This is a genomic window from Aquimarina callyspongiae (assembly GCF_034322225.1).
In the GTDB taxonomy this organism is placed as follows: domain Bacteria; phylum Bacteroidota; class Bacteroidia; order Flavobacteriales; family Flavobacteriaceae; genus Aquimarina.
Genome location: NZ_JAXLPA010000001.1, coordinates 249,055 through 275,998, shown reverse-complemented (window position 1 = coordinate 275,998; position 26,944 = coordinate 249,055). Strand labels below are relative to the sequence as shown.

The 26,944-nt window shown below is 32.8% G+C and carries 16 protein-coding genes; 15 read left to right on the top strand and 1 reads right to left on the bottom strand.

Annotated features, from left to right (window positions below):
• Positions 1–93 precede the first annotated feature (93 nt).
• The 8 genes from U0D62_RS01120 to U0D62_RS01085 all read left to right on the top strand — a co-directional run bounded on the left by U0D62_RS01120 (position 94) and on the right by U0D62_RS01085 (position 8,558).
• On the top strand, positions 94–615 hold the full coding sequence (locus U0D62_RS01120; protein WP_322193350.1) for a TlpA disulfide reductase family protein: 522 nt from the start codon (positions 94–96) through the stop codon (positions 613–615).
• A 49-nt stretch (positions 616–664) separates the two neighbouring features.
• A complete protein-coding gene (locus U0D62_RS01115) occupies positions 665–1,291 on the top strand; it encodes a thioredoxin family protein (protein WP_322193349.1) in 627 nt (208 codons plus the stop codon).
• Between the two features lie 113 nt (positions 1,292–1,404).
• Positions 1,405–1,719: a rhodanese-like domain-containing protein gene (locus U0D62_RS01110; RefSeq protein ID WP_322193347.1), complete on the top strand. Its 315-nt coding sequence runs from the start codon at positions 1,405–1,407 to the stop codon at positions 1,717–1,719.
• Positions 1,720–1,725: 6 nt separating this feature from the next.
• Entirely contained in the window at positions 1,726–2,127 is a 402-nt protein-coding gene (locus tag U0D62_RS01105) for a rhodanese-like domain-containing protein (protein WP_322193346.1), read from the top strand.
• Between the two features lie 256 nt (positions 2,128–2,383).
• A complete protein-coding gene (locus U0D62_RS01100; RefSeq protein WP_322193345.1) occupies positions 2,384–4,243 on the top strand; it encodes a glycoside hydrolase family 36 protein in 1,860 nt (619 codons plus the stop codon).
• Positions 4,244–4,262: 19 nt separating this feature from the next.
• On the top strand, positions 4,263–5,876 hold the full coding sequence (locus tag U0D62_RS01095) for a sulfatase family protein (protein ID WP_322193342.1): 1,614 nt from the start codon (positions 4,263–4,265) through the stop codon (positions 5,874–5,876).
• A 383-nt stretch (positions 5,877–6,259) separates the two neighbouring features.
• A complete protein-coding gene (locus U0D62_RS01090) occupies positions 6,260–7,948 on the top strand; it encodes a GMC family oxidoreductase (protein WP_322193341.1) in 1,689 nt (562 codons plus the stop codon).
• Positions 7,949–7,961: 13 nt separating this feature from the next.
• Positions 7,962–8,558 carry a gluconate 2-dehydrogenase subunit 3 family protein gene (locus U0D62_RS01085; protein ID WP_322193337.1) on the top strand — a complete coding sequence of 199 codons (597 nt, stop codon included), beginning with the start codon at positions 7,962–7,964 and terminating at the stop codon, positions 8,556–8,558.
• Positions 8,559–8,625: 67 nt separating this feature from the next.
• Here U0D62_RS01085 and U0D62_RS01080 read toward each other — a convergent pair whose 3' ends face one another.
• Positions 8,626–12,774 (bottom strand): hybrid sensor histidine kinase/response regulator transcription factor, encoded by a 4,149-nt coding sequence (locus U0D62_RS01080; protein ID WP_322193336.1) that lies wholly within the window; start codon positions 12,772–12,774, stop codon positions 8,626–8,628.
• A gap of 530 nt (positions 12,775–13,304) precedes the next feature.
• On the opposite strand from U0D62_RS01080, the gene U0D62_RS01075 reads away from it, so the two are divergent.
• The 7 genes from U0D62_RS01075 (at position 13,305) to U0D62_RS01045 (ending at position 26,799) form a co-directional block, all read left to right on the top strand.
• On the top strand, positions 13,305–14,675 hold the full coding sequence (locus tag U0D62_RS01075) for a Gfo/Idh/MocA family protein (protein WP_322193335.1): 1,371 nt from the start codon (positions 13,305–13,307) through the stop codon (positions 14,673–14,675).
• Between the two features lie 134 nt (positions 14,676–14,809).
• Positions 14,810–17,995 carry a SusC/RagA family TonB-linked outer membrane protein gene (locus U0D62_RS01070; protein ID WP_322193334.1) on the top strand — a complete coding sequence of 1,062 codons (3,186 nt, stop codon included), beginning with the start codon at positions 14,810–14,812 and terminating at the stop codon, positions 17,993–17,995.
• Between the two features lie 16 nt (positions 17,996–18,011).
• Positions 18,012–19,844 (top strand): RagB/SusD family nutrient uptake outer membrane protein, encoded by a 1,833-nt coding sequence (locus U0D62_RS01065; protein ID WP_322193332.1) that lies wholly within the window; start codon positions 18,012–18,014, stop codon positions 19,842–19,844.
• 141 nt (positions 19,845–19,985) lie between these two features.
• A complete protein-coding gene (locus tag U0D62_RS01060; RefSeq protein ID WP_322193331.1) occupies positions 19,986–21,581 on the top strand; it encodes an arylsulfatase in 1,596 nt (531 codons plus the stop codon).
• A 209-nt stretch (positions 21,582–21,790) separates the two neighbouring features.
• Complete coding sequence (locus U0D62_RS01055; protein ID WP_322193330.1) at positions 21,791–24,691, top strand: Ig-like domain-containing protein; 2,901 nt, start codon at positions 21,791–21,793, stop codon at positions 24,689–24,691.
• Between the two features lie 204 nt (positions 24,692–24,895).
• Positions 24,896–26,332, top strand: coding sequence for a sulfatase (locus U0D62_RS01050; RefSeq protein WP_322193329.1), 1,437 nt, complete (start codon positions 24,896–24,898; stop codon positions 26,330–26,332).
• Positions 26,333–26,391: 59 nt separating this feature from the next.
• Entirely contained in the window at positions 26,392–26,799 is a 408-nt protein-coding gene (locus tag U0D62_RS01045; protein ID WP_322193328.1) for a hypothetical protein, read from the top strand.
• The last annotated feature ends 145 nt before the right edge of the window (positions 26,800–26,944 follow it).

The following is a 26,944-nucleotide window of genomic DNA, read 5'->3' as shown; positions in this document are numbered from 1 at the left end:
GTATTTTTAAAATTTTTTGAAAATATTTAGATAAAACCTAGAAACCTTGTTAATTTTCTTTTGCTTGATTAACGGTTTTGATAAATTAGTCATATGGCGAGATGCATTTTATATATTGGGTTGATAACATTATTCTTGGGTTGCAAAGGAGAGCAACAAGTAACGTTAGATGCTACCGAAGTTTTTAAAAGTAGAGGTGTAGAAATACCCGTGTATGACTTTAACAGCTTTAAACCATTATTATCTATTGATGACGGAAAAACACGAATTATTAACTTTTGGGCGACCTGGTGTAAACCTTGTATAGCAGAATTACCATATTTTGAGTTAATTAATAGTAGATATCCAGACGATAAGGTAGAAGTGATTTTAGTGAGCTTGGATTTACCTAAACAAGTAGAAACCAAATTAATTCCGTTTGTTAAAAAACAGAATATAGAAAGTAAAATTGTTTTGTTGGATGACCCCGATGCAAATTATTGGATACCCAAAGTCGATAAAAATTGGTCAGGATCAATACCAGCAACTATTATTTATAAAGGAGGAACAAGTAAATTTTATGAACGATCGTTTACTTATAATGAACTTGAAAAAGAACTAAAAAAGATGCTGTAAAAGCATATTTTTGAAGAATTTAATACAAACAAACGCTAATACTGAAAATATGAAAACTTTAAAAATTCTGGTAGGGGTCGCCTTTGTGATTGCTATCAGTGCATTTGCAATAAACAAGGTTTCATCACCCGTCGTAAAAGGTGGGTATGCTATCGGAGATGTTGCAACGGATTTTAAGCTTAAGAATATAGATGATTCTATGGTATCTTTAAAAGATTACAAAGAGGCAAAAGGCTTTATTGTAATCTTTACATGTAATCATTGTCCATACTCTGTAGCATATGAAGATAGAATCATTGAGCTTGATAAGAAATTTAAAACTAAAGGATATCCAGTAATTGCAATTAACCCTAATAATCCTAAAGCGTATCCTACCGATAGTTTTGATCATATGAAGGAAAGAGCAAAAGAAAAAGGTTTTACTTTTCCTTATTTGTTTGATGATGGACAAAAAATATATCCACAATATGGAGCAACTAAAACACCACACGTTTACATTCTTGAAAAAACTTCTGATGGTAATAAAGTAAGATATATCGGTGCTATTGATAATAACTATAAAGATGCTTCATCGGCGACAGAAAAATACGTTGAAGATGCTGTAAACGCTTTGCTTAAAGGAGAAAAGGTTCCTGTAGAGACAACGCGAGCTATTGGTTGTAGTATTAAAGCATAACCTTATTTTAATAGATAAAAATCTTCAATAGCATAATATAATTAAAAATTGGACTCTTATATTTGTAAGGAATATAAATAAAAAGAGTCCAATTTTTATACACTATAGTAATAATGGCAGAAGACATCACACAAGAAGAATGGCAAAAAGGTATAGCCAATGACACCAATGCAATCATTTTAGACGTAAGATCTGAAGAAGAAGTAGAAGACGGTTATATTCCTAATATGCTTAATATTGATATTCGTCAAGGGCAAGGTTTTCTTGATGAACTTGAAAAATTAGACAAATCAAAAAGCTACTATGTGTATTGTCGTTCGGGTGCACGAAGTGCTCAAGCTTGTACTTTAATGAATCAAATGGGATTCGAAACTACATACAACCTATTAGGAGGTTTTATGGATTGGGACGGAGAAATAGAAGAATAATTGCCTATGATAAAGAGCAAATCCTTTTTAATAATTACTTTTTTTGCAATACTATGTTTTAGTTGTAAAAAGCAAGTAGTCGCTGATGCTGCTGTGAATCTTATTACTGTAGAAGAAATGGATTCATTATTAGATATGGGAAAAGTGCAACTCATTGATGTAAGAACTCCTGATGAGTATTCAGATGGACATATAGAGGGTGCTCTTAATATCGATTTCCGAAATGAAAATTTTGAAGAACTTATATCTAGAGTAGATAAGTCTAAGCCTGTTGCGGTATATTGTGGTCGTGGTGGTAGAAGTGGTAAATGTTCTGCATATATGCAAAAAGCAGGTTTTACTAAGATTTATGATTTAGATGGTGGTATTACAGAATGGAAATTTAAAGGTAAAAAGGTTGTTAGATAATAATATCTAACAATAACAACACATATTAAAAATGCTTCTCTTTTTCTGAGAAGCATTTTTTTTGAATTGATTTAAGTAATATTCGTTTTAGATTAAATGATATTAATATATCCTATGTTTCTACTTGGATATAAGAAGATTGGTTAATATAAACTTTGTTTTGATAACGTGATTTAAGTTGTTTTAACTTAATTTTCTGTTTTGATAAATGATTTAATAATGATTGATTAATCTAATCTTAAATTTAAAAAAGGGTATGAAAAGATTAGCAAAAAAACATAGCAAAGAAAAAGCATTATTTCTTTTTATGTTCTGTGTCTTCCTTACTATAAATGCTCAAAGCTTTAAAAAGACCTTTTCTCTTGCAGAAAACACAATAGATTTCACTTATCCTACGCAAGAATATAATATAATAATAGATATTAAAGAGATAAGTAATGATTTGCAAATAGCAAAGATTACATTAAAATCAGATGAATCTTTTGTGCCCAAAAATATATCTTTAAAATGGGCTATTCCTTCTACCAACATAGCTGGGTATTGGAGCACAAGAGCTTTTATGAATAAAACAATAACCCCAGACTGGGGACCAGCAAAAGTAAAGTCAATGCTTGCCAGGCATTCTCCTGTTATTTCTCTTTTTGGATATAACGATATAAATCGACAAACATTTGCCGTATCAGAGGCATTGAGTACTGTAACTTCGAGTACAGCGGTAAGAGAAGAGAATGGGATGATTTATAATGAAATTAAACTGTTTACAGAAAAGCATAAAGAAGTTACTCAATATTCGTTTCAATTACGATTAGATACACGTTCAATTAATTATGCAACTGCTCTTAAAGAAGTTAATTCCTGGTGGGAATCTTTTGAAATATATAAACCGGCTCTGGTTCCAGAAGTAGCAAAATTACCTGTGTATTCTACCTGGTATAGTTATCATCAAAATGTGAGCAGCGAATCTATTTTAAAAGAATGCAGACAAGCTAAAGCAATGGGATATGAAACCGTAATTGTAGACGATGGATGGCAAACCTTAGATAGTAATAGAGGGTATGCTTATACTGGTGATTGGAAACCCGAACGTATTCCGGAGTTAAAAGAATTAGTGCAAAAAGTTCATGATTTAGGTATGAAATTCATACTGTGGTATGCGGTTCCTTTTGCAGGCGAAAAATCCAAAGCATATGAACAAATGAAAGGTAAGTTCCTGACGTATTGGAATGGGCAAGGTACTTATGTATTGGATCCAAGATATCCTGAGGTTCGAGAATTTATTATAAACACCTATATAAAAGCTGTAAAAGATTGGGATCTCGATGGATTTAAATTAGATTTTATAGGTAGATTTCGTGCAGAAAAAGATACAGAACTTACTGCAGAAAATGGTAGAGATTATGCATCGGTAAATGAAGCTACAGATAAATTGATGACTGATTTGATGACTTCTCTTAGAGAAGTAAAGCTCGATATCTTGGTAGAATTTAGACAACCTTATACTGGGCCGTTAATGAAAAAATATGGAAATATGTTGCGAGCATCAGATTGCCCAAATGTAGCAGTGATTAACAGGGTAGAAACAACAGATTTAAGATTGATTAGTGGTAAAACAGCAGTACATGCAGATATGTTGATGTGGCATTATGATGAACCTGTTGAAACAGCGGCTCTTCAATTTTTAAATGTACTGTTTTCTGTACCTCAGGTTTCAGTACGATTAGGAGATGTGCCCAAAGAGCATTTCAAAATGATTCAATTTTACACCAATTATTGGTTAGAAAATAGAGATGTGCTTTTAGAAGGACAGTTTTATCCACATAACCCTCAGCAAAATTATCCTTTAATAGAAGGCGAGAATTCTCAAAAAAAGATAACCGCAGTGTATGATGACAGAATTGTAAATTTTGATATGAATACAGGTATCAAACAGGATATAGTAAATGCCAAGCTTACCACAAGAATTGTGATTGATGTAAAAGGAGAAAGTAAAAAATATTCATATACAATTTATGATTGCTTGGGTAATCTGAAAAAAACTAAAGAGATTCAACTTAATAAAGGGGTTACTTCGTTTGAAGTGCCACCATCTGGAATTATCAAGTTTAATAAACTTTAAGAAAATATACGAGAGTAAAATGAATCAATTTTTGAGAATGAACTTGGTTAAAGTAATAAGTTATTGTCTACTAATACTTACAGTATTATCTTGTGTAGATAAAAGGCAAGGTTCTAAAACTGAAGAGAAGAAAGAAAAACCAAATATTTTATGGATTTTTTTAGAAGATACCGCACCACTTTTAAGTAGTTATGGAGAAACGTTAATTCAAACCCCAAATATAGATAGTCTTGCCCAAAAAGGTACGTTATATACAAATGTGTATATGCCAGCACCGGTATGTTCTGCAAGTCGCTCTAGTATTATTACAGGAGTTATGTCTACAACTACAGGAACACATAATCACCATAGTTCCAGAACAAAAGAATCAGCTATTTATTTACCAGATCACTTAAAAACAATACCAGAGTTATTTAAAAATGCGGGATATTTTACATTTAACAATGGTAAAGACGATTATAATTTTGTGTATAACAGGAGAGAGTTATATGATCAGAATTTTTACATGCATCCATTATATGGAAAAAGCGGTGAGCGACTAGATTTAGGAACTTTAAAAAATAAACAACCTTTCTTTGGACAAATACAACTATATGGAGGGAAGGAGATATTTTCTTCAACCTTTAAAGAAAGAGTAAAAACACCAGTAGATAGATCTAAAATTAAACTCCCTCCTTACTTACCAGACCATCCGGTTGTTATTGAAGAGTATGGAAATCATCTTGATGCTATCCAGATAACAGATGAAAAAGTAGGGGATATTATCAAAAAACTAAGAAAGAGTAACTTACTAAAAAATACGATTGTTTTCTTTTTTTCGGATCACGGTATGCGCTTAACCAGAAATAAACAATTTCTATATGATGGTGGTTTACAAGTACCCTTGATTATAGCAGATTTTACTAAAAGTAATGACAAAATCTCATCTGGGATTAAAAATTCTGATTTAATAAGCGGGCTTGATTTGGGAATCAGCTCATTAGTCTTAGCAGATATTCCTGTACCTGATTATATGGAAGGTAAAAATATGTTTAACCCTAAAGATAAACGGGAGTATGTTATCTCTACCAGAGATCGCTGTGATTTTACTATTGATCGTATTCGGTCAGTACGTTCAAAAGAATTTAAGTATATACGTAATTTTATGACCGATAGACCTTATACACAACCCACGTATATGGATGTAGATGGTATCGATTTTGTTAAGGTAATGCATCAATTACATGCTGAAAATAAGTTGGATACAATTCAGGATAGGTTTATGTCTGATGATCGTCCCAAAGAAGAATTTTACAATCTTAGGGAAGATCCATTTGAGCTAAATAATCTGGCAGATGATCCTAAATACGCTCAAGTAATAAAAGAATATGCAAATGTTTTAGACGCCTGGATAAATGAAACAGATGATAAAGGTCAATATCCTGAAGATGAAGAAAACCTAAAATTGATGTTAGGAATTTGGGGTGAGCATGCTATAAACCCAGAGTATGTTCAATTAAGAAAAAAATACCCAGACCTGGCAAGCTCTTTGTTTTATCTAAAAAAAGAACGTTTTAAACAAATAGATTCTACGATTACTGAAGATCCTCTTATTGAGTTAAATGGATCTGTTGAAGATAGCAATGGTCAATAATTTAAACAAAATATAATTTTTAAAAACCAGAAACTACCCATAAAATATAGTAAGCATAATTGTTATGTTCAATTTATGGGTAGTTTCCTGTTTTCGAAAAAAAACAATTATCTTCCTCTTACCAGAGTAAGTTTGTTAGTACTCCTCGAGATAATTTTCATATAATACACTCCATTATTAGCTGTTTTATTCCAAAAGGATAAGAATATATCATTAACCATAAATTTAAAAATTAGATACATCTTAGTTTTTTAAAACAGGTTTATTTTCTTCGATTAAGGTGTTTATTCATTAATATACCTACCTTTTTCACAATAAAACCCCCTTATAAAAAAGTAAATAATTGTTTTATTTGTGTTTTAATGTATTTCAGAGAAAGGTTAATGAAAAATATATATGATGCAATTGTAATAGGTACTGGTGTTTCAGGAGGTTGGGCGGCAAAGGAGCTTTGTGAAAATGGTTTAAAAACCTTGGTTCTGGAAAGAGGTAGAATGGTTGAACATGTCAAAGATTATCCAACAGCAAATATGGATACTTGGGATTTTGAGTTTAGAGGTATACCAAGTATTGAACAAATACAAAAACAACAAATACAACACAGAACAGGTTTTGTTACTAATGAAACCACAAAACATTGGTTTGTAAATGATCTAAATCATCCTTATAATGAAGAAAAGAGATTCGATTGGATTAGAGGATATCATGTAGGAGGACGGTCACTAACTTGGGGGAGACAGGCGTTGCGATTAAGCGACCTTGATTTTGAGGCTAATAAGAAAGAAGGTATTGCAATTGATTGGCCTATACGGTATAAAGATATAGATCCCTGGTATACAAAGGTAGAACAGTTTATAGGAGTGTCTGGAGAAAAATTAGGATTGTCTCATCTCCCGGATGGGTATTTCTCTCCTCCCATGGATTTAAATTGTGTAGAGATAGCATTTAGAAATCAAATACAAAAAACATACGATAATCGATATTTAACGATAGGTAGGTTTGCAAATTTAACTGGTGATAATATTCATGAAGGAAGATCAAGTTGTTTGTATAGAAATAGATGTATGAGAGGATGTCCTGTTGGAGGATATTTTAGTAGTAATTCTTCTACTCTTCCTGCAGCAGAAAGAACAGGAAATATGACATTAAGACCTAACTCTATTGCTTATGAGATCATTTACGATGATCAAATAAAAAAGGCCACAGGAGTAAGGATAATAGATCGGTTGACTAAAGAAAAAATAGAATTCTCTGCAAAAATCATTTTTTGTTGTGCTTCTTCAGTTGCTTCTACCAGTATTTTAATGCAGTCTAAATCAGAAAGATTCCCAAATGGATTGGGAAATGATAGTGGAGAATTAGGGCATAACCTTATGGATCATCATTTTAAAGTTGGTGCCCGAGCCATAGTTAAAGGGTTTGAAAATAAGAATTATAAAGGTATGCGACCTGCGAGTTTTCATATACCTAGATTTAGAAATGTAACTAAAAACGAGCCTACACATAAATTTTTGAGAGGATATTCTTTCCAGGGAAGTGCTAGTAGAACTAACTGGAGACGAGCGATAAAAGAATTAAGTTATGGAGAAGAATTGAAAAAAGAATTATTAAAACCTGGTCATTGGAGAATAGGTATTGTAGGTTTTGGCGAATGTTTACCATATCATGATAATAAGATGAGTTTGAACTATCAAAAAAAAGATGAATGGGGTTTACCTACAGTTACTTTTGACTGTGAGTTTAAAGAGAATGAAAGTTTGATGCGAGAAGACATGCAACAAGAAGCCATTAATATGCTTACCAATGCAGGTTTTGCAGAAGTAAAAGGATTTGATGAGCCTTGCCATCCTGGTATTGCAATACACGAGATGGGAACAGCTCGTATGGGAAGGGATCCAAACTCATCTGTACTAAATGCGTATAATCAAATACATAGTGTGCCTAATGTTTATGTAACAGATGGAGCTTGTATGACTTCTTCTGGTAATCAAAACCCCTCATTAACTTATATGGCATTAACGGCCAGAGCTGCAAATCACGCTGTAGAACAATTAAACAATAATAAGTTTTAACTTAATAATGTATATGGATAGGAGAGAAGCTATAAAAAATATATCAGTATCATTAGGGTATACTATCACAGCCCCTACTATATTGAATGTGCTAAGCTCTTGCAGTGGTAAAGAGAAATCTTTAGATCTTGTTTTTTTAGATGAAACTCAAAAATATATGATAGATCATTTAGTAGATTGCATTCTTCCTATTTCAGAAACTCCAGGAGGGTTAGATGTACAGCTATCTCATTTTATTGATATAATGATCAGAAAAACTAAAACTAAAAAAGAACAAGCTTTATTTGACAAAGGAAGTAGAGCTTTTACAAACTCGTTTCAGAAAATATATAAAAAACCTCCTTTAGAAGGAAGCAGAGAAGAATTTCGCGCATTATTAGATGTGTATTTTAATATATCCAGAGATAAACAAGATGCTATTTTTGAAGAATTGGACCACACCTCTATAATCATTCTCGAAGGTAAAAGTAAAACCGTATTAATTTATAACTTCCTTGTTGAGATAAGAAACTATTGTTTATTAGGATATTATACATCTCAATTAATAGTTGAGAATGTAATGAATCAAGATTCTTTTACAAATGGATACCTTGGATGTGTGAATGAATGAGAGTGCAGTTTTTATGATGACTTTGTAAAAGAAGATGGTAAAGAACTCTATATTAAATATTGTAGATTCAAGAAGGTGTTCTTTTTAGGTCGTACTGTTTCAGCAAATCTTCGATTTCTCTATTTTTCACTTCTTTTTTAAGGTATGCTGGTGGTATACCAAATTCATCTTTAAAACATTTGGTAAAATATTTAGAGTCTTTGTATCCTACCATAAATGCAGCTTCAGAAATGTTATACTGATGTTCTATAATTAATAAAGCGGCTCTTTTAAGTTTTAGAGATCTAAGGAAATCGACTAATGTTTTTCCAGTTATATCCTGACATTTTCTATAAATTACAGAATAGCTCATACCTATCGATTTAGAAAGGCTTTCTAATTTATAATTAGAATTTTCTAATTGTTTGCTTAATTCTTCCACCAGATTTTTCATAAAAATCTCATCTTTTGATTCTATAAAAACCTCACTTGGAGTTGATATAGAATCGGTTCTGTATTTAGAAAGAATATTATCTCTGTTAGTGATCAGGTTATCCACTTTGAGTAAGAGCTCGTGAAAATTAAAAGGCTTTTGAATATACTCAATAGCTCCCGATTTTAATCCTGCAATTTTGGTTTTTGTACTATTTTTGGCAGTAAGAATAATGATAGGGATATGAGAAGTGGATTTCTTTTTTTGGAGAGTTTTACACATTTCTATTCCATTCATAACCGGCATCATAATATCACTAATAATCACATCAGGATTATGTTTTTCTGCCAAGGCAATACCTTGCTTACCGTTTTCTGCAATTAATAAATTATAAGTATTAGATAAAACATCACGTAAAAATATTTGCATTTCGATGTTATCTTCGACAATTAGTAAAGTATATTCATTGTCTTGTGATGATTTTGATTCATTTATAGAAGTAATTACTTTTTCTTGATATACGGCTTGCGATAACTGTTTTGAGGATTCTGAAAATATCTTTTCATCTTTAGAAAAAACATCTTCTCCTGTGCAAAGACTAATAATAAATGAAGTGCCATTTTCCTGAGAAGAGAAGACATCAATCTTCCCGTGATGCAGAGATATTAATTCTTTAGAAAGTGCTAGACCAATACCATGCCCTTTGACATGTTTGCCTAATTCTGATTGATAAAAAAGTTTAAAGATATGATTTAGTTCTTCTTTCGGGATTCCAGGACCCGAATCTATAACCGATATTTTAACGCCTTCGATAATGGAATCATAGTTAACCTTTAAAGTAATACTTCCTTCTCGAGGTGTAAATTTAAATGCGTTTGATAATAAATTATAAATAACATGTTCTATTTTTTCCTGATCATACCATATAATAACCTCTTCTGTAGGGTATTCTTGTATAAAATCTATTTTTTTAAAACGTGCTTGTTCTGCAAACGAGGTAGCTATGTTTTTTAAATCATCTATAAGATCATTTTTTGACGCAAATACTCTTAGCTTTCCTAATTCCTTATTTCTTACCGTCATTAATTCCATTGCAATTCTGGATAAGCGATTTGCATTATTTTTGATCATAGACAAACGTTGTCTCAGCAATTGACTTTTGTTGTTTTCTGCTCTATTTAGCATATCGTCTATGGGACCCAGAATTAATGTTAAAGGCGTTTGTATTTCATGCGACATCTTTGCAAAAAAGTTCATCTTTAATGCATAAAGTTCTTTTTCCTTATTGTTTTGCCATTCTTCTTTTGCTAACTTGTTTTTTAAACGTAACCATGTTATGATACCATAGGTCAATAAAGAAATAAGAACTAGATATAAGGTATATGCAAGAGGACTTTTCCACCATGGTGGTTTAATATTTAATGAAATTGAAACGGGTTCTATATTCCATTCATTTTTTTTTGAACCGGCTTTTACTTCAAATGTATAGCTGCCTGAAGGAATATTGGTATAATTGGCTATACGGTTTTTTTTGGGTACTATCCATTCCTGGTCAAAGCCTTTTAAACGATATGCGTAATGATAATTAGGGTTTAATAAATTACCAACTGCAGAAAACTGAAAAGAGAAAGAAGAATGATTGGCTTTTAGATCTATTTTTTTTACGTTTTCGATACTGCCACTTAGTTGGTTTTTAAGCAACTTTTGCCCAGGTTGATTAAGAATCTCAATAGTATTTATATAAAGTTTGGATGATGTTTCTTTGGGATTTATTTGATCAGGAAAAAATGCATTTACCCCGTCGTTATTCCCAAAATAAAATTTTCCTTCCTTATCCTTGTAAGAGCTTTTTCGAACAAAAATATTGCTTTGTAACCCATCGATTTGATAATAGGACTTTATCGTATTGGCCTTTGTGTTATAATGATGTATTCCGTTATTACTGCCACACCATAAATTCTCAGGATCTTCGATCAATAAAGAAACAATTTTTATATCTTTTAAATTATTATGTGCTGCATGATTTATGAATGTACCGTCTTTTAGGTTATACTTTATTAAGACATTTGAAGTGAGTAAAATCCATAAATTCTCATTATAATCTGCAGTGAGTGAATTAATATTATAGTTAAGAAGATCATTATCTTTTTTTTCATAATAGTTTACTCTGGTAAAATAAGAGTTGTCAAGATTATTGACATCTTCATTAAATTTAAATAAACCACCATCCGTTATACCAACCCATATAGTACCATTTTCATCTTGTGTGATACTAGAGGATATCTTTCCAAAAGCACCATTTGATTGATAATCAAAAAAGGCTAATTGTTCCTGATTGTCAGAAAAAACCTGGATACCACGGTTTGATGTTGCCCAGATTCGGTTTCTTGAATCCTTAAACAAGTAGCGAACATCTGATGGAGGTCTTTTTTCTGGATCGTTTTTTCTAATTTTAGTAAAGACCTCTCTACGGATATCATAAACCCATAAGCCATTGAGATAAGTCGCAATCCATATATTTCCTATACTATCCTCTACAAGACTCTGAATGTACCGTCCTTTAAAAAAATGTTTTTCTTTCTTAGTTAAATCATACTGGATTTTATCATTGTTAGGAAAAATTCTATTCAGCCCCTTTCCGTCCGTACCTATCCATAATGACCCATCAGAAGATTTTAGCATAGATAAAATACGCATTGGGGCATTATTCTCTAATCCATTGTAATATTGGATTTTTGGGTTGTTTTTAGGTAAGATATTTATTAACCCCTGTTTTAATACAATCCATAAATTACCATAAGAATCCTCATTAATATGAGTAATCGTATTATTACTTATAGAAAGATTATTTACCTCTTCGTGCTTATAATTTGATATAGTATTATCCTCAGGGTTTATTTTATAAAGGCCATCTCCATCGGTTCCTGCCCAGATTATTCCAGATCGATCCCGAAAAACCGTAAGGAACATAATATTTTTTGATGTACTCACAGAGTTTTCCGGTTTTATGATTTTTTTTTCATAACCACCGGTAGGTTTATAATTAAATATACCTCCGTGTTCTGTAAAAATCCAAAGAGCTTCTTTATTATCAGTAGTTATCCTGATATTTTGAAAATAATTAATTTCTGGCCAGGTTAATTCTTCTATAGTACCAGTAGATATAGAATAATTATAAATACGCCCGTGAGTGGTACTAACCCATATTTTATCATCGGTAAAAGTAATATCGATGATCTTTTGAGGTAGTTTTTTTAACACAGGAAGCGCAGCGATGCTATCTATCTTAGAGGTTTTATAATCGTATCTGTAAAGGATTCCTTTTGCAGACCCAAACCAAACTTGATCCTTATTTGATTCTATAGAAGAGATTTGCGCTTTTTTTTTGCCGAATGCAAGACTATCTTTATATGAGGTATATATTCCTTCTTGAACTTCTAATTTGGATAACTCACCATGAAATGAAGAAACCCAAAAATTTTCACGAGTATCTTTTTTTAAGAAAAATTGTCTGTCGTTCGAAAAATTATCACCAAATATTTGTTGATGAGGTATAAAAGAAGAGGTATAACCATCATATTTATAAATTCCACTAGGATTAATAATCCATATATACCCTAAAGGACCTTCAGCAATTTTAGAATCACCACTAAAAGTTTGATCAAAATGAATGAAATTTAGATTTTCTTGTCCAAGACAAGATGCAAAAAACAAGAAAAAGGCTATAAGATTTATCAAAAACGAATCTGATAAATAAGTATACTTTTTCTTAGAAACAAATGCTATTTGGGGTATGAACTTCAAGATAGTTGTGTTTAACTTTCTACTTATTTATATTCTAGAGATTTTGAGAGTAGTAAAAGTTTGTTAAAATGATTTTATAAATATACAAAGTTACTTACTAAACTCTCTAATTCCTTAATAATCAATTGTTGTTTGCTCAATTTAAATGGCGCCTCCTTTGACCAGAAAACACTGGTTTTTTATACAAACATCCTAATATAGATATGTTCAATATACTATTAAATGGTATTGTGACACGAATAATCTTTAAGATTTTAACAATTCGTTTGGTTTTTTATACAATGAAATTTTCAAAAAAAAGAACTGTTTAATGGATGGTTTTTCAGGGGATTACTAATTCCAATTTTATTGATGGATGATGTTTTCGTCAATAAAGGGGGAATAGATCATCAATGAGTTGATTTTGCATAAAATTTACACCTTGTTTGATGAAAAACCCCGATCAATTTGAAAAGATATCTTCCATATTTGTTTGTGTTAAAAAAGTCTAAAAAAACATTTTTCTAACACAAATAAATTAAAACATTTATATGAATTCAAGAAGGAACTTTATAAAAAAAACAACTATTGCAGGGGCAGGCATGACATTAACTTCTAATATGACATTTGGGTTAACCACAACCAAAAGTAAGAGAAAAGTTAATGTAGGATTAATAGGAGTTGGCTTAAGAGGAACGAATCACCTTGTTAATTTACTGAAAAGAGATGATGTAAATATAGTTGGGATTTGTGATATAGATCCTTCAAGAATAGCTATTGCTTTAAAGAAAATAGAAGAAGCGAATCATAAAAAACCAAGAATTTTTAATGAGGGAGATTATGATTATAGAAAACTATTGGAACTTGAGGAGATTGAGGCTGTGGTCATATCTACTCCCTGGTTATGGCATACGCGTATGGCAAAAGACACTATGTTGGCAGGTAAGTATACAGGTTTAGAGGTGTCAGCAGCAAATACACTTGAAGAATGTTGGGATTTGGTAAATATACACGAACAGACAGGTTCACATTTGATGATTTTGGAGAATGTGAATTATCGAAGAGATGTATTAGCAGTCCTTAATATGGTAAAACAAAATGTTTTTGGAGAACTGGCACACTTTAGATGTGGATATCAACACGATTTAAGAGCGGTTAAATTTAACAATGGTAAAAAACCTTATGGAGGAGGAGTAGAGTTTGGCGAAAAAGGTATGTCTGAAGCTAAATGGAGAACACAACATTCATTACTTCGTAATGCAGATGTTTATCCAACTCACGGGCTAGGTCCTATAGCTGCAATGGCTGATATTAATAGAGGAAATCGTTTTGTATCTCTTACTTCACATGCCAGTAAACCAATAGGGTTACACCATTATATTGTAAACCATCCACAAGGTGGAAAAAATCATCCTAATGCTGCTTTAAAGTGGAAACAGGGAGATGTAATCACTACTACAATCGAAACTGCTAGAGGAGAAACTATAATCGTAACTCACGACTGTAATTTACCACGACCATATTCATTAGGATTTAGAGTACAAGGAGTACAAGGTATATCAGAGTTTGATTATCATACCAGAAGGATACACGTAGAAGGAACCACAGAAGGACACGGCTGGGAAGATATGAAGAAATGGTTAGAAAAATACGATCACCCTTTATGGAAAAAATATGGAAGTAGCGCCACAGAAGCAGGCCATGGAGGAATAGATTTTTATGTGATGAATGCTTTTATAGAATCTGTAAAAGAAAATATAGCACCTCCAATGGATGCATATGATGCAGCAGCGTGGAGTGCGGTAACACCATTGTCAGAATTATCAATAGAAAATAATGGAGAACCACAAGATTTTCCTGATTTCACTAGAGGGAACTGGATAAAAAGAGAGCCATATGACTGGATTAAAGATACTTATTAATGATTAAAACAGTAAGAAAAGAACTTGTGTTGAAAATATATTCCAAAACGGTTAAATAAGGGGTGCCAGGGATATAACAAATAAAGGGAACTAGGAGGGTAGATTTTGGAAATAAACGAATCAAACCAAACTTTATGAAAAAAGTACTAGGGAAAATAATCTTATTTTGTTTGCTGATGCTCTTTGCAAATGTAAAAGCGCAAGAGAAAAATATTTCAGGAGCAATATCTGATGCAGAAACAGGAGTTCCATTACCCGGAGCAACCATCTTAATAAAAGGAACATCAAAAGGAGTAACCTCAGATTTTGATGGAATCTATACCATTAAAGTTAATGAAAACGATATTCTGATAGTATCTTTTTTGGGGTATACAACTCAAGAAATACCAGTTATTGGACAAACCAATATTGATATCTCATTAGTAGCCGATTCTGAAATAATGGATGAAATATTAGTTGTCGGGTTCGGAACACAAAAAAGATCAAATATCAGTGGTTCCGTAACAACTGTCAAATTAGATGAAATACTAGAAGATAGACCTCTAACCAATGCCGCTCAGGCGCTGCAAGGTGTAGCAGCGGGATTACAGGTGATTACAGCCTCAGGGCAACCAGGAAACAGTCAAACAAGTTTGCGATTACGGGGTTTCGGTTCTATAAATGGAGGAGGTGATCCTTTGGTGCTGGTAGATAATGTAGAAATGGAGATAACGGATATAAATCCTAATGACATTAAAAATGTAACCATATTAAAAGATGCAGCAGCTTCTTCAATTTATGGAGCAAGAGCAGCTTTTGGAGTTATATTAATAACCACTAAAAAACCTGATAGAGAACAAAAAATTAAATTTGATTTCAAAACTTCTTTAAGTATTAGCAGACCTCAGGAATTAACAGAAAAAGCATCTGTATATGAATTTGTTTCTATGTTAGATTTTATTGGAGTCGAAGGTTTTTTTACAAATCAAAGTACAACTACCTGGCTTGATTATTTAGAACAATATAGATTGAACCCTGGCAGTTTTCCGGCAAATGGAAGAATATTAGATGATGATGGGTTTTATTATTCATTAACCGAACAAAATCCAATTGACCAACATCTCAATAATCAAGGAATACTCAGTATTCATGACTTTTCCTTTAGTGGAGGTAGTAAAAAATCTTCTTATAGAGTATCGGTAGGATATAGTGATCAAGATGGAATTATTGTTACTAATAAAGATCGATTTACAAGATATAATATCAATACTTTTTTGGATTCAGATATCACCACAAACCTTAAATCAACTACAAATATATTATATAGAAAAAGTGATCGATCAAACCCAGTAGGTAATTTTTTAACTACAGAGAATGCAGCAGTATATCTACCTACAGGAAACTTTACTCTTGACGATGGTAGAGTATTACCATTTGATTCACCAGATAATTTGGAGCGTTTATTACCACATCCAACCCGAGATGAAGATGTTATTCGAATATTTGAAAGATTAACCTATAACCCCTTTAAAGATGTAACGGTTAATGGAGAGTTTACCTATGAAAAAGGAAATTGGAATACGCAAAGAGTAGACATACAATTAGAAACAGTAAACAGAGCACAGTTCGTTCCTAACAACTCCAATCCTTTAAATACAAGTGTTTCAAAAACATTTCGCGAATTTCAGAACAACGCTTTTAATCTTTATATAAATTATTCAAAAGACTTTAAAGAAACACATACAGTAAATGCTTTGGTAGGGTATAATAGAGAGAGTGGTTTTCAAAATGGTATAAGCGTAAATAGAACGAACCTCTTAAGTACAGATTTACCAGCAATAAATACAGCAATAGGACCATTTGGAGGAGGAGATTTTTATAGGGATTGGGCCGTATTAGGGTATTTTGGAAGACTGCAATACAATTATAAAGAAAAATATTTTTTAGAAGGAAACATAAGACATGATGGATCTTCTAGGTTCCCAAAAAATAGTCGTTACGGTACCTTTCCTTCATTTTCTGCCGCCTGGAACTTAAAAAAAGAGAAATTTATTGAGAATGCAGATTGGATTTCTTTGCTAAAATTAAGAGGATCATGGGGAGAAGTAGGAAACCAAAAAATATTTGAAAGAGGATCAACCAGTGTACAAGAATTTTATCCGGCTATTGCAGGATATGAACCCAGAGAGACGTGGTTATTAAATGATACAGGAGAAAGATATATCACTATTCAACCAGGCCAATTGATTAGCTCAAACCTTACTTGGGAAACTGTACAAACGACCAATCTGGGATTAGACGCAGCCTTCTTAAATAATAGATTAGCAACAACAGTAGAAGTGTATGAAAGAAAAACACTAGATATGTTATTGCCGGGAGCCCAATTACCAGATGTATTAGGAACATCTGCACCAGATCAAAATGCTGCTGATTTAAGAACCAGAGGATGGGAGTTAGAAATCTCCTGGCGAGATAAAATAGGAGATTTTTCTTATGGATTAAATTTTAATGTTTCTAATAACGAAACCGAGATAACCAGATTTGATAATCCTGCAGGATTATTATCTCAGCGATATGTTGGCCAAATAGTAGGAGAAATTTGGGGATATGTTACAGAAGGATATTATACAATAGATGATTTTGTTGATGGTACAATAGACCCTGTTACCTTAACGGGGGTTAATCGACAGTTAAGAGAAGGAGTAGTTGGTTATGAAAGCGGTAATATACCTTATCCGGGAGATATCAAATATGTAGATCTTGATGGAGATGGTATCATTACAGATGGTACTAATACTTTAAATGATTCGGGAGATCAAAAAATTATAGGTAATGATAACAGAAGATATATCTATGGTTTCTACGGAACAGCTGCTTATAAAGGATTTGATATGTCATTTGCCTTATCCGGAGTTGGAAAAAGAGATAGGGTTTTGGGTGGAGATAAGTTCTGGCCTTACCTAAGCCAGTTTGATTATGTATATAAACATCAATTAGATTATTGGACTCCTGATAATCAAGATGCTTTTTATCCCAGAATATATGGTGATAATACAACACGATCAGGAGATAGAGGTAATTATGGGGAGAATAGAAGAACTCAGACAAAATACCTTGCGAATGCTTCTTATTTAAGAATTAATAATATCACAATAGGATATAGCTTACCTCAATCATTATTAGAAAAAAATAAATTGACTAAAGCTCGTATATACCTAAGCGGAGAAAACCTGCATACATTTAAAAGTTTGCCAAAAGGGATTCATCCGGATCAAAATATATCACAATCAGTATATCCCCGAATGAAAAATTTTGCATTCGGAATGCAACTAGCTTTTTAATTAAAAATGTGTAATGATGAAAGATAAGTATAATATAATAATGGTAGTGATATCCATAATGCTGGTAACAGCTTGCGAAGATGATTTTTTGGATAAAACACCTCAGGACGAATTATCAGCAGAAAGTACGTTTAGTAATAATAATGCAATACAAGCATATACTTGGCAATTTTATGAGAGGTTTCGAGCACATAACGAAACGACAAGAATAAACATTGACGAAGATTCGGCAAATGAAACACGACCTGCCAGTGGTTTTGGATTAAATGAAGATGCTGAAGCAGATTTAATTCAACAAGCACCAAATGGCGTAGGAAAAGATTATTTATGGAGTAGAATTATTGTTCCTTCAACAGATGAGGATTGGACAGAATCATATCGTGCTATCAGAAAAATAAACTTATTATTAGATAATGTACCAAAATCAGATTTATCCGATACAGATAAAGAGCATTGGAGAAGTATTGGGTTGTTTTTTAGAGCCTTTGAGTACTTTAGCTTATTAAAAAAATATGGAGCCGTTCCCTGGATTGAATTTGCTTTAACAGAAGAATCAGAAGAGCTATATGCTCCCAGAACTCCAAGAGATCAGGTAGCTACAAATATGCTGAATGATTTATTATGGGCAGAAGAACATATAAAACCAGCAGAAGCTAGTAATAGGAGAAAAGTTATTGATGAACATGCTATTAATGCACTTATATCCAGATTTGGTTTGTTTGAAGGAACTTGGCGTAAGTATCATAATTTAGGTAATTCTGATACCTATTTACAAGTTTGTACCACCGCATCAGAAAAGTTAATGGTAGAATTTGGAAGCTTACATCCTAAATATGACGAACTACATAACAGTGAATCTTTAGAAGGAGTAGCAGGAATTATATTATTTAAAGAATATAATGAGTTAGAAAACTGGTCAAATATGTCTACGACCTTTAGAGCTTCAAACTCTACGTGGGATATCACCAGAAAAGGAGTAGATAAATTTTTATGTAAAGATGGAAGAACGAGGTGGAATAGCCCCCTTTTTGAGGGCGATACCGATATGTTTGCCGAACTTAGAAATAGAGATGATAGACTGTTATTTATGACTCCAGCCCCTTATTTTGTTGTTAGAACAAGTAATACTACCTGGGTCTCAACAGGTAATCCTGGTGATGAAGAATACTTTTCAGTATACGAGACGATAAGTGATAATTTACATAAATCACTACCAGATCTTAACTGGAGAGGTAACGTAGTATCCAGAGTTCCAAACTTTAATCAGAATAGAGTAGCCGGATTTAATAGAACCTTTTCGGGATACAGAGTATGGAGGCATTATAATCAATATAATACTGGTACATCGTCAAGAGATTTTGCCGATGCTCCTATATTTAGAATGGGTGAAATTTTATTGAATTATGCAGAATCTAAATATGAGTTAGGGGAATTTGATCAATCAATAGCAGATATGACGATCAACCAATTAAGAGTACGTGGAGATGTCGCTTCTATGGTTTTAAGTGATATAGATGCAAATTTTGATCCGACAAGAGATGTAACTGTAGATCCTGTTTTATTTGAAATTCGCAGAGAAAGAGCTGTAGAATTAATGGCCGAAGGATTCAGAAGAGAAGATTTAAGAAGATGGAGAAAAATGCACTACGCTTCAGAAGTGAAATTAGGAAGATGGATAACCTCTGCAAGTCAGGATGATAAGGTACCGATCCAAAATGGAGCTTCAGAAGGCTATGTGCAACTGGTTCCAGGAACACCACCTCTGTTTCCGGATCATTATTATTTGTTTCCGTTACCTTCTGATCAGATTGTATTAAACCCTAATCTGGAACAAAATCCAGGATGGTAATAAAAGTTTTGTTGACAGCTAGCATAGAAGAGATGCCTTAGATTATCCCAATATATATATCACAACCCCCTCCGGGCATCTTTCTAGCTAGTTTATATTAAAATGATTGTTAATTTTATTGAGCATTAAAAAAGTTAAAATATGAAATTGATATCCTATGTATCTTATTCTTTGCTAATCTTTAGTATTATAATCTCTTGTAATACAAAAAAAGAACAAAAAGAGCCTGAAAAACCTATAAAGGCGAAGCCTAATATTATTTATATTTTGGCAGATGATCTGGGATACGGAGAAGTTGGAGTCTACGGACAAACAAAAATAGAAACACCTAATATAGATAACCTGGCCAAAGAAGGAATGTTATTTACTCAACACTATTCTGGAGCTCCTGTATGTGCGCCGGCACGTTCTGTTTTATTGACAGGAAAACATATGGGACATTCTTATATAAGAGGAAATGATGAATGGGATTCCAGAGGAGAAAAAGGAGATGTATGGAACTATAAAAAAGTGATTAAAGATTCTACCTTAGAAGGACAAAGGCCATTACCAGTAGAGACAATGACCATTGCAAAAATGCTTAAAAAATCAGGATATAAAACAGGGATGATAGGTAAATGGGGATTAGGAGCACCACATACCACATCGATCCCCACAAATATGGGATTTGACTACTTTTTTGGATATAATTGCCAGCGTCAGGCGCATACTTATAATCCAGTGCATTTATATGAAAATGAGAACAGGTATTATTTAGAAAATGATACGATCCCGCCTCGTACCGCATTAAAAAAAGGAGAAGATCCTTATGCTATAGAAACTTATTCCAGGTATAATCAACCTGTGTATTCTTCTGCAGTTTCTTTTGATAAATTAATGGGTTTTGTAAAAGAAAACCAGGAAGATCCTTTCTTTTTATATTGGGCAAGTCCAATACCTCACCTTCCATTGCAAGCACCTAAGAAATGGGTAGATCATTATGTTGATAAATTTGGAGACGAAGAACCTTATTATTTTGTAGAAGGAGAAAAAAGAGGAAGTTATTTTCCGACTCGTTATCCTCATGCAACATACGCTGCGATGGTTTCTTACCTTGATGAAAATATAGGCAAATTGGTAGACTACTTAAAAAAAGAAGGATTATACGATAATACACTTATTCTTTTTACTTCAGATAATGGCCCTAGTTATACAGGAGGTACAGATTCTCCCTGGTTTAAAAGCGGAGGTCCTTTTGATAGTGAGTATGGGCGAGGCAAGGGATTTTTACATGAAGGAGGGATAAGAGTGCCCATGATTGCCAGTTGGCCTGATAAAATAAAAAAAGGAACCAGAACTGATCATATTTCTGCCTTTTGGGATGTAATGCCGACATTATCAGAAGTCGTAGGTATTGATCCTCCCAAGGATGCAGATGGAATTAGTTTTTATAATACAATAACTAATAAAAGTGAACAAAAGACTCATCCATATCTCTATTGGGAGTATCCAGAGTATGGAGGTCAGGCTGCAGTAAGAATTGGAAAATGGAAAATCATTTGGAAAGACATAAAAAAAGGAAATAAAGAAATAGAATTATATAACCTTGAAGAAGATTTAAAAGAGCGTAATAACATAGCAAAAAATCATCCTGAAATTGTCGAGAAATTATTTCAAATTATAAAAACAGAACATACTCCACCTCAAATAGAAAGATTTAGAATAGACCCTATAGAAGAGATTTTTAATACTAGATAATATGTAGTTAACAGGAGGGCGATTGATTTTTGGAAAGATCTTACTATAGAAACCAGAAATCATTACTACTTGTGATCTTTGTTTGTTTTTTCTGTAAACGTTTTGCAAAAAACGTATTAACCTTTGTTCGCATATATTTTTTATAAAAAACAATCGCGAATTGTGATTATACACCCCTAACACAAACTCAAATAATAAAAATCACTATTATGAAAACTATTAAACTTAACGTTTTTAGATTGATTTTATCTGTAGTGTTATGTACCACTTTTGGTATAGTAAAAGCTCAGGTACTCCCTACCCAAATTAATGTTCAAATTCCAGGCCCTCGTGTAGAGGATGGTATGGTAACTCTTAATCTCACAAAATATAGTGTTCGAGATCCGAATCACTGTCGTTATTATGTGGATGAACAATCATATTCAGCTGGAGAAGCAGGACATCCCAGAGGATCCAATCCAAATAATTTTAGAGAAATAACATTAAATAATACTAATTTCCCTGTACGAACATACCGAGGAAGTATCCTGGAAGAACCAAATAGCCAGGTAATTGCCGTTATCTGGCCTGGTAATACTTCTATGTCAGTTTTTGTGCAAGAAGGAATTCGATATTTATGGCAGGTAGAAGATTTACCTATAAACCTTAATCTTTCCAACGGACAAGCTACTATTAATTTAGGAGCTGGGCAGGTAGCTCATGATTTTTCTAAAATAAACAGAAAATCACAGGATTGGGTTCCCACAATAAATAATGCCCCCTATCCACCACCAGGAAACGGTTCAGGACCAGTAGTAAATGGAGGAAGCCCACACGGTTGGAAAATGATACCATCTGGAGGAGGAATGATGAAAATGCAAGTAGCATACGATGTAGAACCAGAGTGGTTTGCAGAAAGAGCCGATAATAATGATCGAAGAGCATTTGCGATCCTTGAACATGCGACCAATGCATTAGACGTGCAGTTTGCCAGGGATTTGGGAGTTCAATACAGGATGACAGGAGTTGTACGTAGAGCAGATACCGATTTACATCAAGCTCCTGCAGATACAAAAACAACTTGGAGAAGTAATGGTTTAGGAGATAATCCAGGATCTACCGGAGTGAGACCAAATTCGATTCCTTTTCAGCATTTAGTATTTACAGGAGTAAATGAAGGTAATCCAGTTGCTTTTGAATCAAGAAAGCATTTAACAGGAGGTAATTTTACACGAGTTCCTGTGAAAACAGATGATAACTCAGGATTAAACCATGAAGTTTCTCATACTTGGGGCGGTAGACATTTTGTATATCCAAGAGATATTATGTCTGGAGGAGGTTCCTGGTTCGGCCCAACGACTAATCAGGCGCATATATACAATAAAAATAGTGCGAATATTACTGGAGGGTTGCCGATTGCAAGTAATGCTCAGTATGGTTGGAATGTACATCCATATGCAACACCAGATTTGGTAAACATTACTCCTAATACAACGGTCTCAATAGGAGTGTTATTAAATGATTTTGACACTAATGGAGATCCTGTAAAGATTTCAACTTTTGATGCCGTAACTCCTAAGGGAGGAAATGTAACCCTTAATAATGGAGCATTGATTTATACCCCAGCATCTAATTTTAAAGGAAGAGATCAATTTAATTATACAATTTCTGACGGGAGTTTATTCAATACCACCTGGGTTCAGGTAGATGTTAATGATGGAGGATTGTTAATGAGATATGATTTTGAACAAGCAGGTAACATCGTTGAAGATAAAACCACAGCTAACTTAGATGGAGAATCCATTAATTTTGATGGAACCATTACCCAAGGAAAAATAGGAAATGGATGGGTATTCCCAAAACTACCTACCGCAGATAATGATAATGATGATAGTGGTAGAGCTTTTATATCTTTTGGTGATGTTATAGATCCCTTTAGTATTAGTCATACAGTATCTATTTGGTTCAATTTGGATGCATATTCAGTAAATGATGGAGGAGGTAATTGTCATATTATTTCTAATTCTTCAACAGCAATTAATAAATTGATAAGTGGCTATAATATTTTTATGGAGAAAAGCACTAAGCAAATTACCTTCGAAATTGCTGAGCAACTTTCACCTAATGCACCTAGTGATATAGGTGAAGTAAAAACTATAACAGGTCCTTCACTATCAGCTAATCAATGGTACCACATTGCTCTTGTAATAGATAGAGGATCCAATAAAGCAAAAGGATATTTAAACGGAGTAAGTATTGGACAAGTTTCTCTTGAACCAGAAAGTATTATTAAAGGAAAACCAGAAGGAGACAGGTTTACATCGGGAGCACTAGGGATATGTACCTATAAACCTAAAAAGTATACTCCGTTTGTAGGTGTAATGGATGAGTTTAAAGCATTCGGAAAAGCACTTACAGATCAGGAAGTTCTGGACGAATATAATAATACAGGAACAGATCCTGGAGGAGATCTTTTTTCATTAGAAAATGTATTAAGCGGCAATCTTTTGGCTACTGATGGTCAAAACTCAGGTGATAACTTAACAATGGTAAGTCCTACCACTGCAGGTAATACAATAGAATGGAAATCAATCGATCAGGGAGACGGATATTTTTTATTTGAGAATCAGTTCTCTAATATGTCTTTTAGACCTGTTAATTCTCATAACTATACTGCCGTTACTCAACAAAACACCGAAGGGAATTGGATGCGTTGGAGATTTGTTGATGCAGGAAACGGTAATGTATGGATACAAAATAAAAAGACCAATATGTATCTCTATGATGCAGCAGGGGTTTTAAAAGCAAGAACTTTTACAGGTAATGATAAAGCATTATGGAAGATAATTGATGGAGGAACGAATAAAGAAATTCTTATTGAGGATAATGAATCTATAAATAGAATTGTAAAACTATATCCTAACCCTTCAGATAGTAATATTGATATTCAATATAAAAAATTTAAAACAGGAGATGTATTTCGTGTTTTTGATAGTAAGGGAAGAGAAGTTATATCCGGAAACTTAAAAGAAATATTGACATCATTGGATATTTCTGGACTCCAATCAGGAATTTATATAGTGAATATACATACTAAGAACAATGATTATTATATACGATTTATAAAATGAAAAAGAAGATAGATTAAATTAATTTGTTTGATTTAAAAACCGCCATTTTGAGTACTTTGATACTTCATTTTTATGACTAGAAGTTATAGTTACCAATTTCTTATCAACCTCAAAATGGCGAGTTTTTGAATCGTGATTTTATCTTTTCTTAAGATAAAAAGTACTTGAAAAAATATTTAAACAAATCAAAATAAGATTGTTAGAATGCTAAAGAATATAGGGGATATGAAGATTTCTGTAAAAATAATTTTTATACTATTAATTTGTGTGAGCTATAATTCATGCAATTCGATTCAGAAGAATAATGTTCAAAAAGAAGTCAAGCCCAATATTCTATTTATTCTGGTAGATGATTTAGGATGGAGTGATACCAGCTTTATGGGAAATCCGGTATATGAAACTCCTAATCTAGATAAATTGGCAACAGAAGGAGTTCTTTTTAAGGACGCTTATGCTCCTGCGGCAAATTGTGCTCCAAGCAGAGCTTCTATTCTTTCGGGTAAAAATACTCCAGAACATGGTATTTATACTGTAGGTTCGTCAAAACGTGGAAAATCCAAAGACAGGAAGTTGATTCCTATAGAAAACAAAAGAGTTTTGGATGACAGCTTTTTGACTATTGCAGAAGCATTAAAACAAAATGGATATACCAGTGCTTCTATAGGAAAATGGCATTTAGGAAAAGATCCAAGAACTCAAGGATTTGATATTAATATAGGAGGAACGAAGGCTGGCCATCCCAAATCTTATTTTAGTCCCTATAAAAATAAAGCACTTAAAGATGGAAAAAAAGGAGAATACCTAACCGATAGGCTTACGAATGAAGCTATTAGTTTTATAGAAAAGAATAAAGAAAAACCTTTCTTTTTATACTTACCATATTTTACAGTTCATACGCCATTACAAGGAAAAGAAGAGTTGATCTCAAAATACGAAACCAAAATAAATAATGATAAGAGATTTAATAGTAAGTATGGGGCAATGGTAGAGAGTCTGGATAAAAATGTGGGAAGACTGCTTCATACGCTTAAAGAACTTAATATTGATAAAAATACGCTGGTAGTTTTTCTTTCTGATAATGGAGGGTTAGCCTCTATTTCTTCACAATTTCCTTTACGAGCAGGAAAAGGTTCTTATTATGAAGGAGGAATACGTGTACCGTGTATTATTAAATGGCCCAATAAGATCAAAGGAAATAGAAAGACGAATATCCCTATAACTGGAATGGATATTTTTCCAACATTGATAGATGCGGTAAATGATAAAAAGAAATATGATCTCGACGGAATTTCTTTACTGCCATTTTTGAAGAACAATCAAAAAATAGAAGAAAGAGCATTGTTTTGGCATTTTCCTATTTATCTGGAAAAAGTGAATTCTTTAAAAGATCAGGCAAGAGATACCTTATTTAGAACTCGACCAGGGAGTGTGGTGCGAAAAGGAAAATGGAAATTACATCAGTATTTTGAAAATAACGAATTTGAGCTATACAACCTAGAAAACGATATACAAGAACAAACGGATCTTTCAAAACAATATCCCGAAAAAGTAAAGGAATTATTGCAAGACTTAAACATTTTTAGAAAAGATAAAAACGCACCGATACCTGTAGAAATAAATGAAGAATTTATTGGAGAATAATTCAAAAAACTCTGTTTATGTAGTGAATTGATATTAGTCACCCCAAGACAAATGATAAAATGAAGAAAAAAGCATATTTAAAAAATACAGAGTTAAAAAATAAAGATGTTTTTAAAGTGATAGAATTGATCTTACGTTTTACAATTTTCTTGACTTTTTTAGGTCATGGGATTATAGCTTTAGAAAAAAACATGGACTGGTTAATATATATAGAAACAGTTGGTTTCTCAACTAAAACGTCTGAGAAGTTAATGACTCTGATTGGTGTTTTAGATATTGTTGTAGCCAGTTTAATGATTATAAAACCATATAAGATTATTGTATTATGGGCTGTTATATGGACGTTTTCTACAGCTCTAATACGGCCGATATCAGGAGAATCTATATGGGCCTTTGTAGAAAGAGGAACTAATTGGGGCAGTGCTCTAATATTATTTCTGATACTACAAAAAAAGTTTAAAAAATGATTTAATAACAAAAAAATATGAAATGAGCATAAACAAATTTAATCATTAGTATATCAATCGATATGATTAAAATTTTTATGCGAATTCCTGAATGTGCAGAAATTTTTAGTTTCTTCATTTTCAGCAAACTAAAAAATCTTAAACA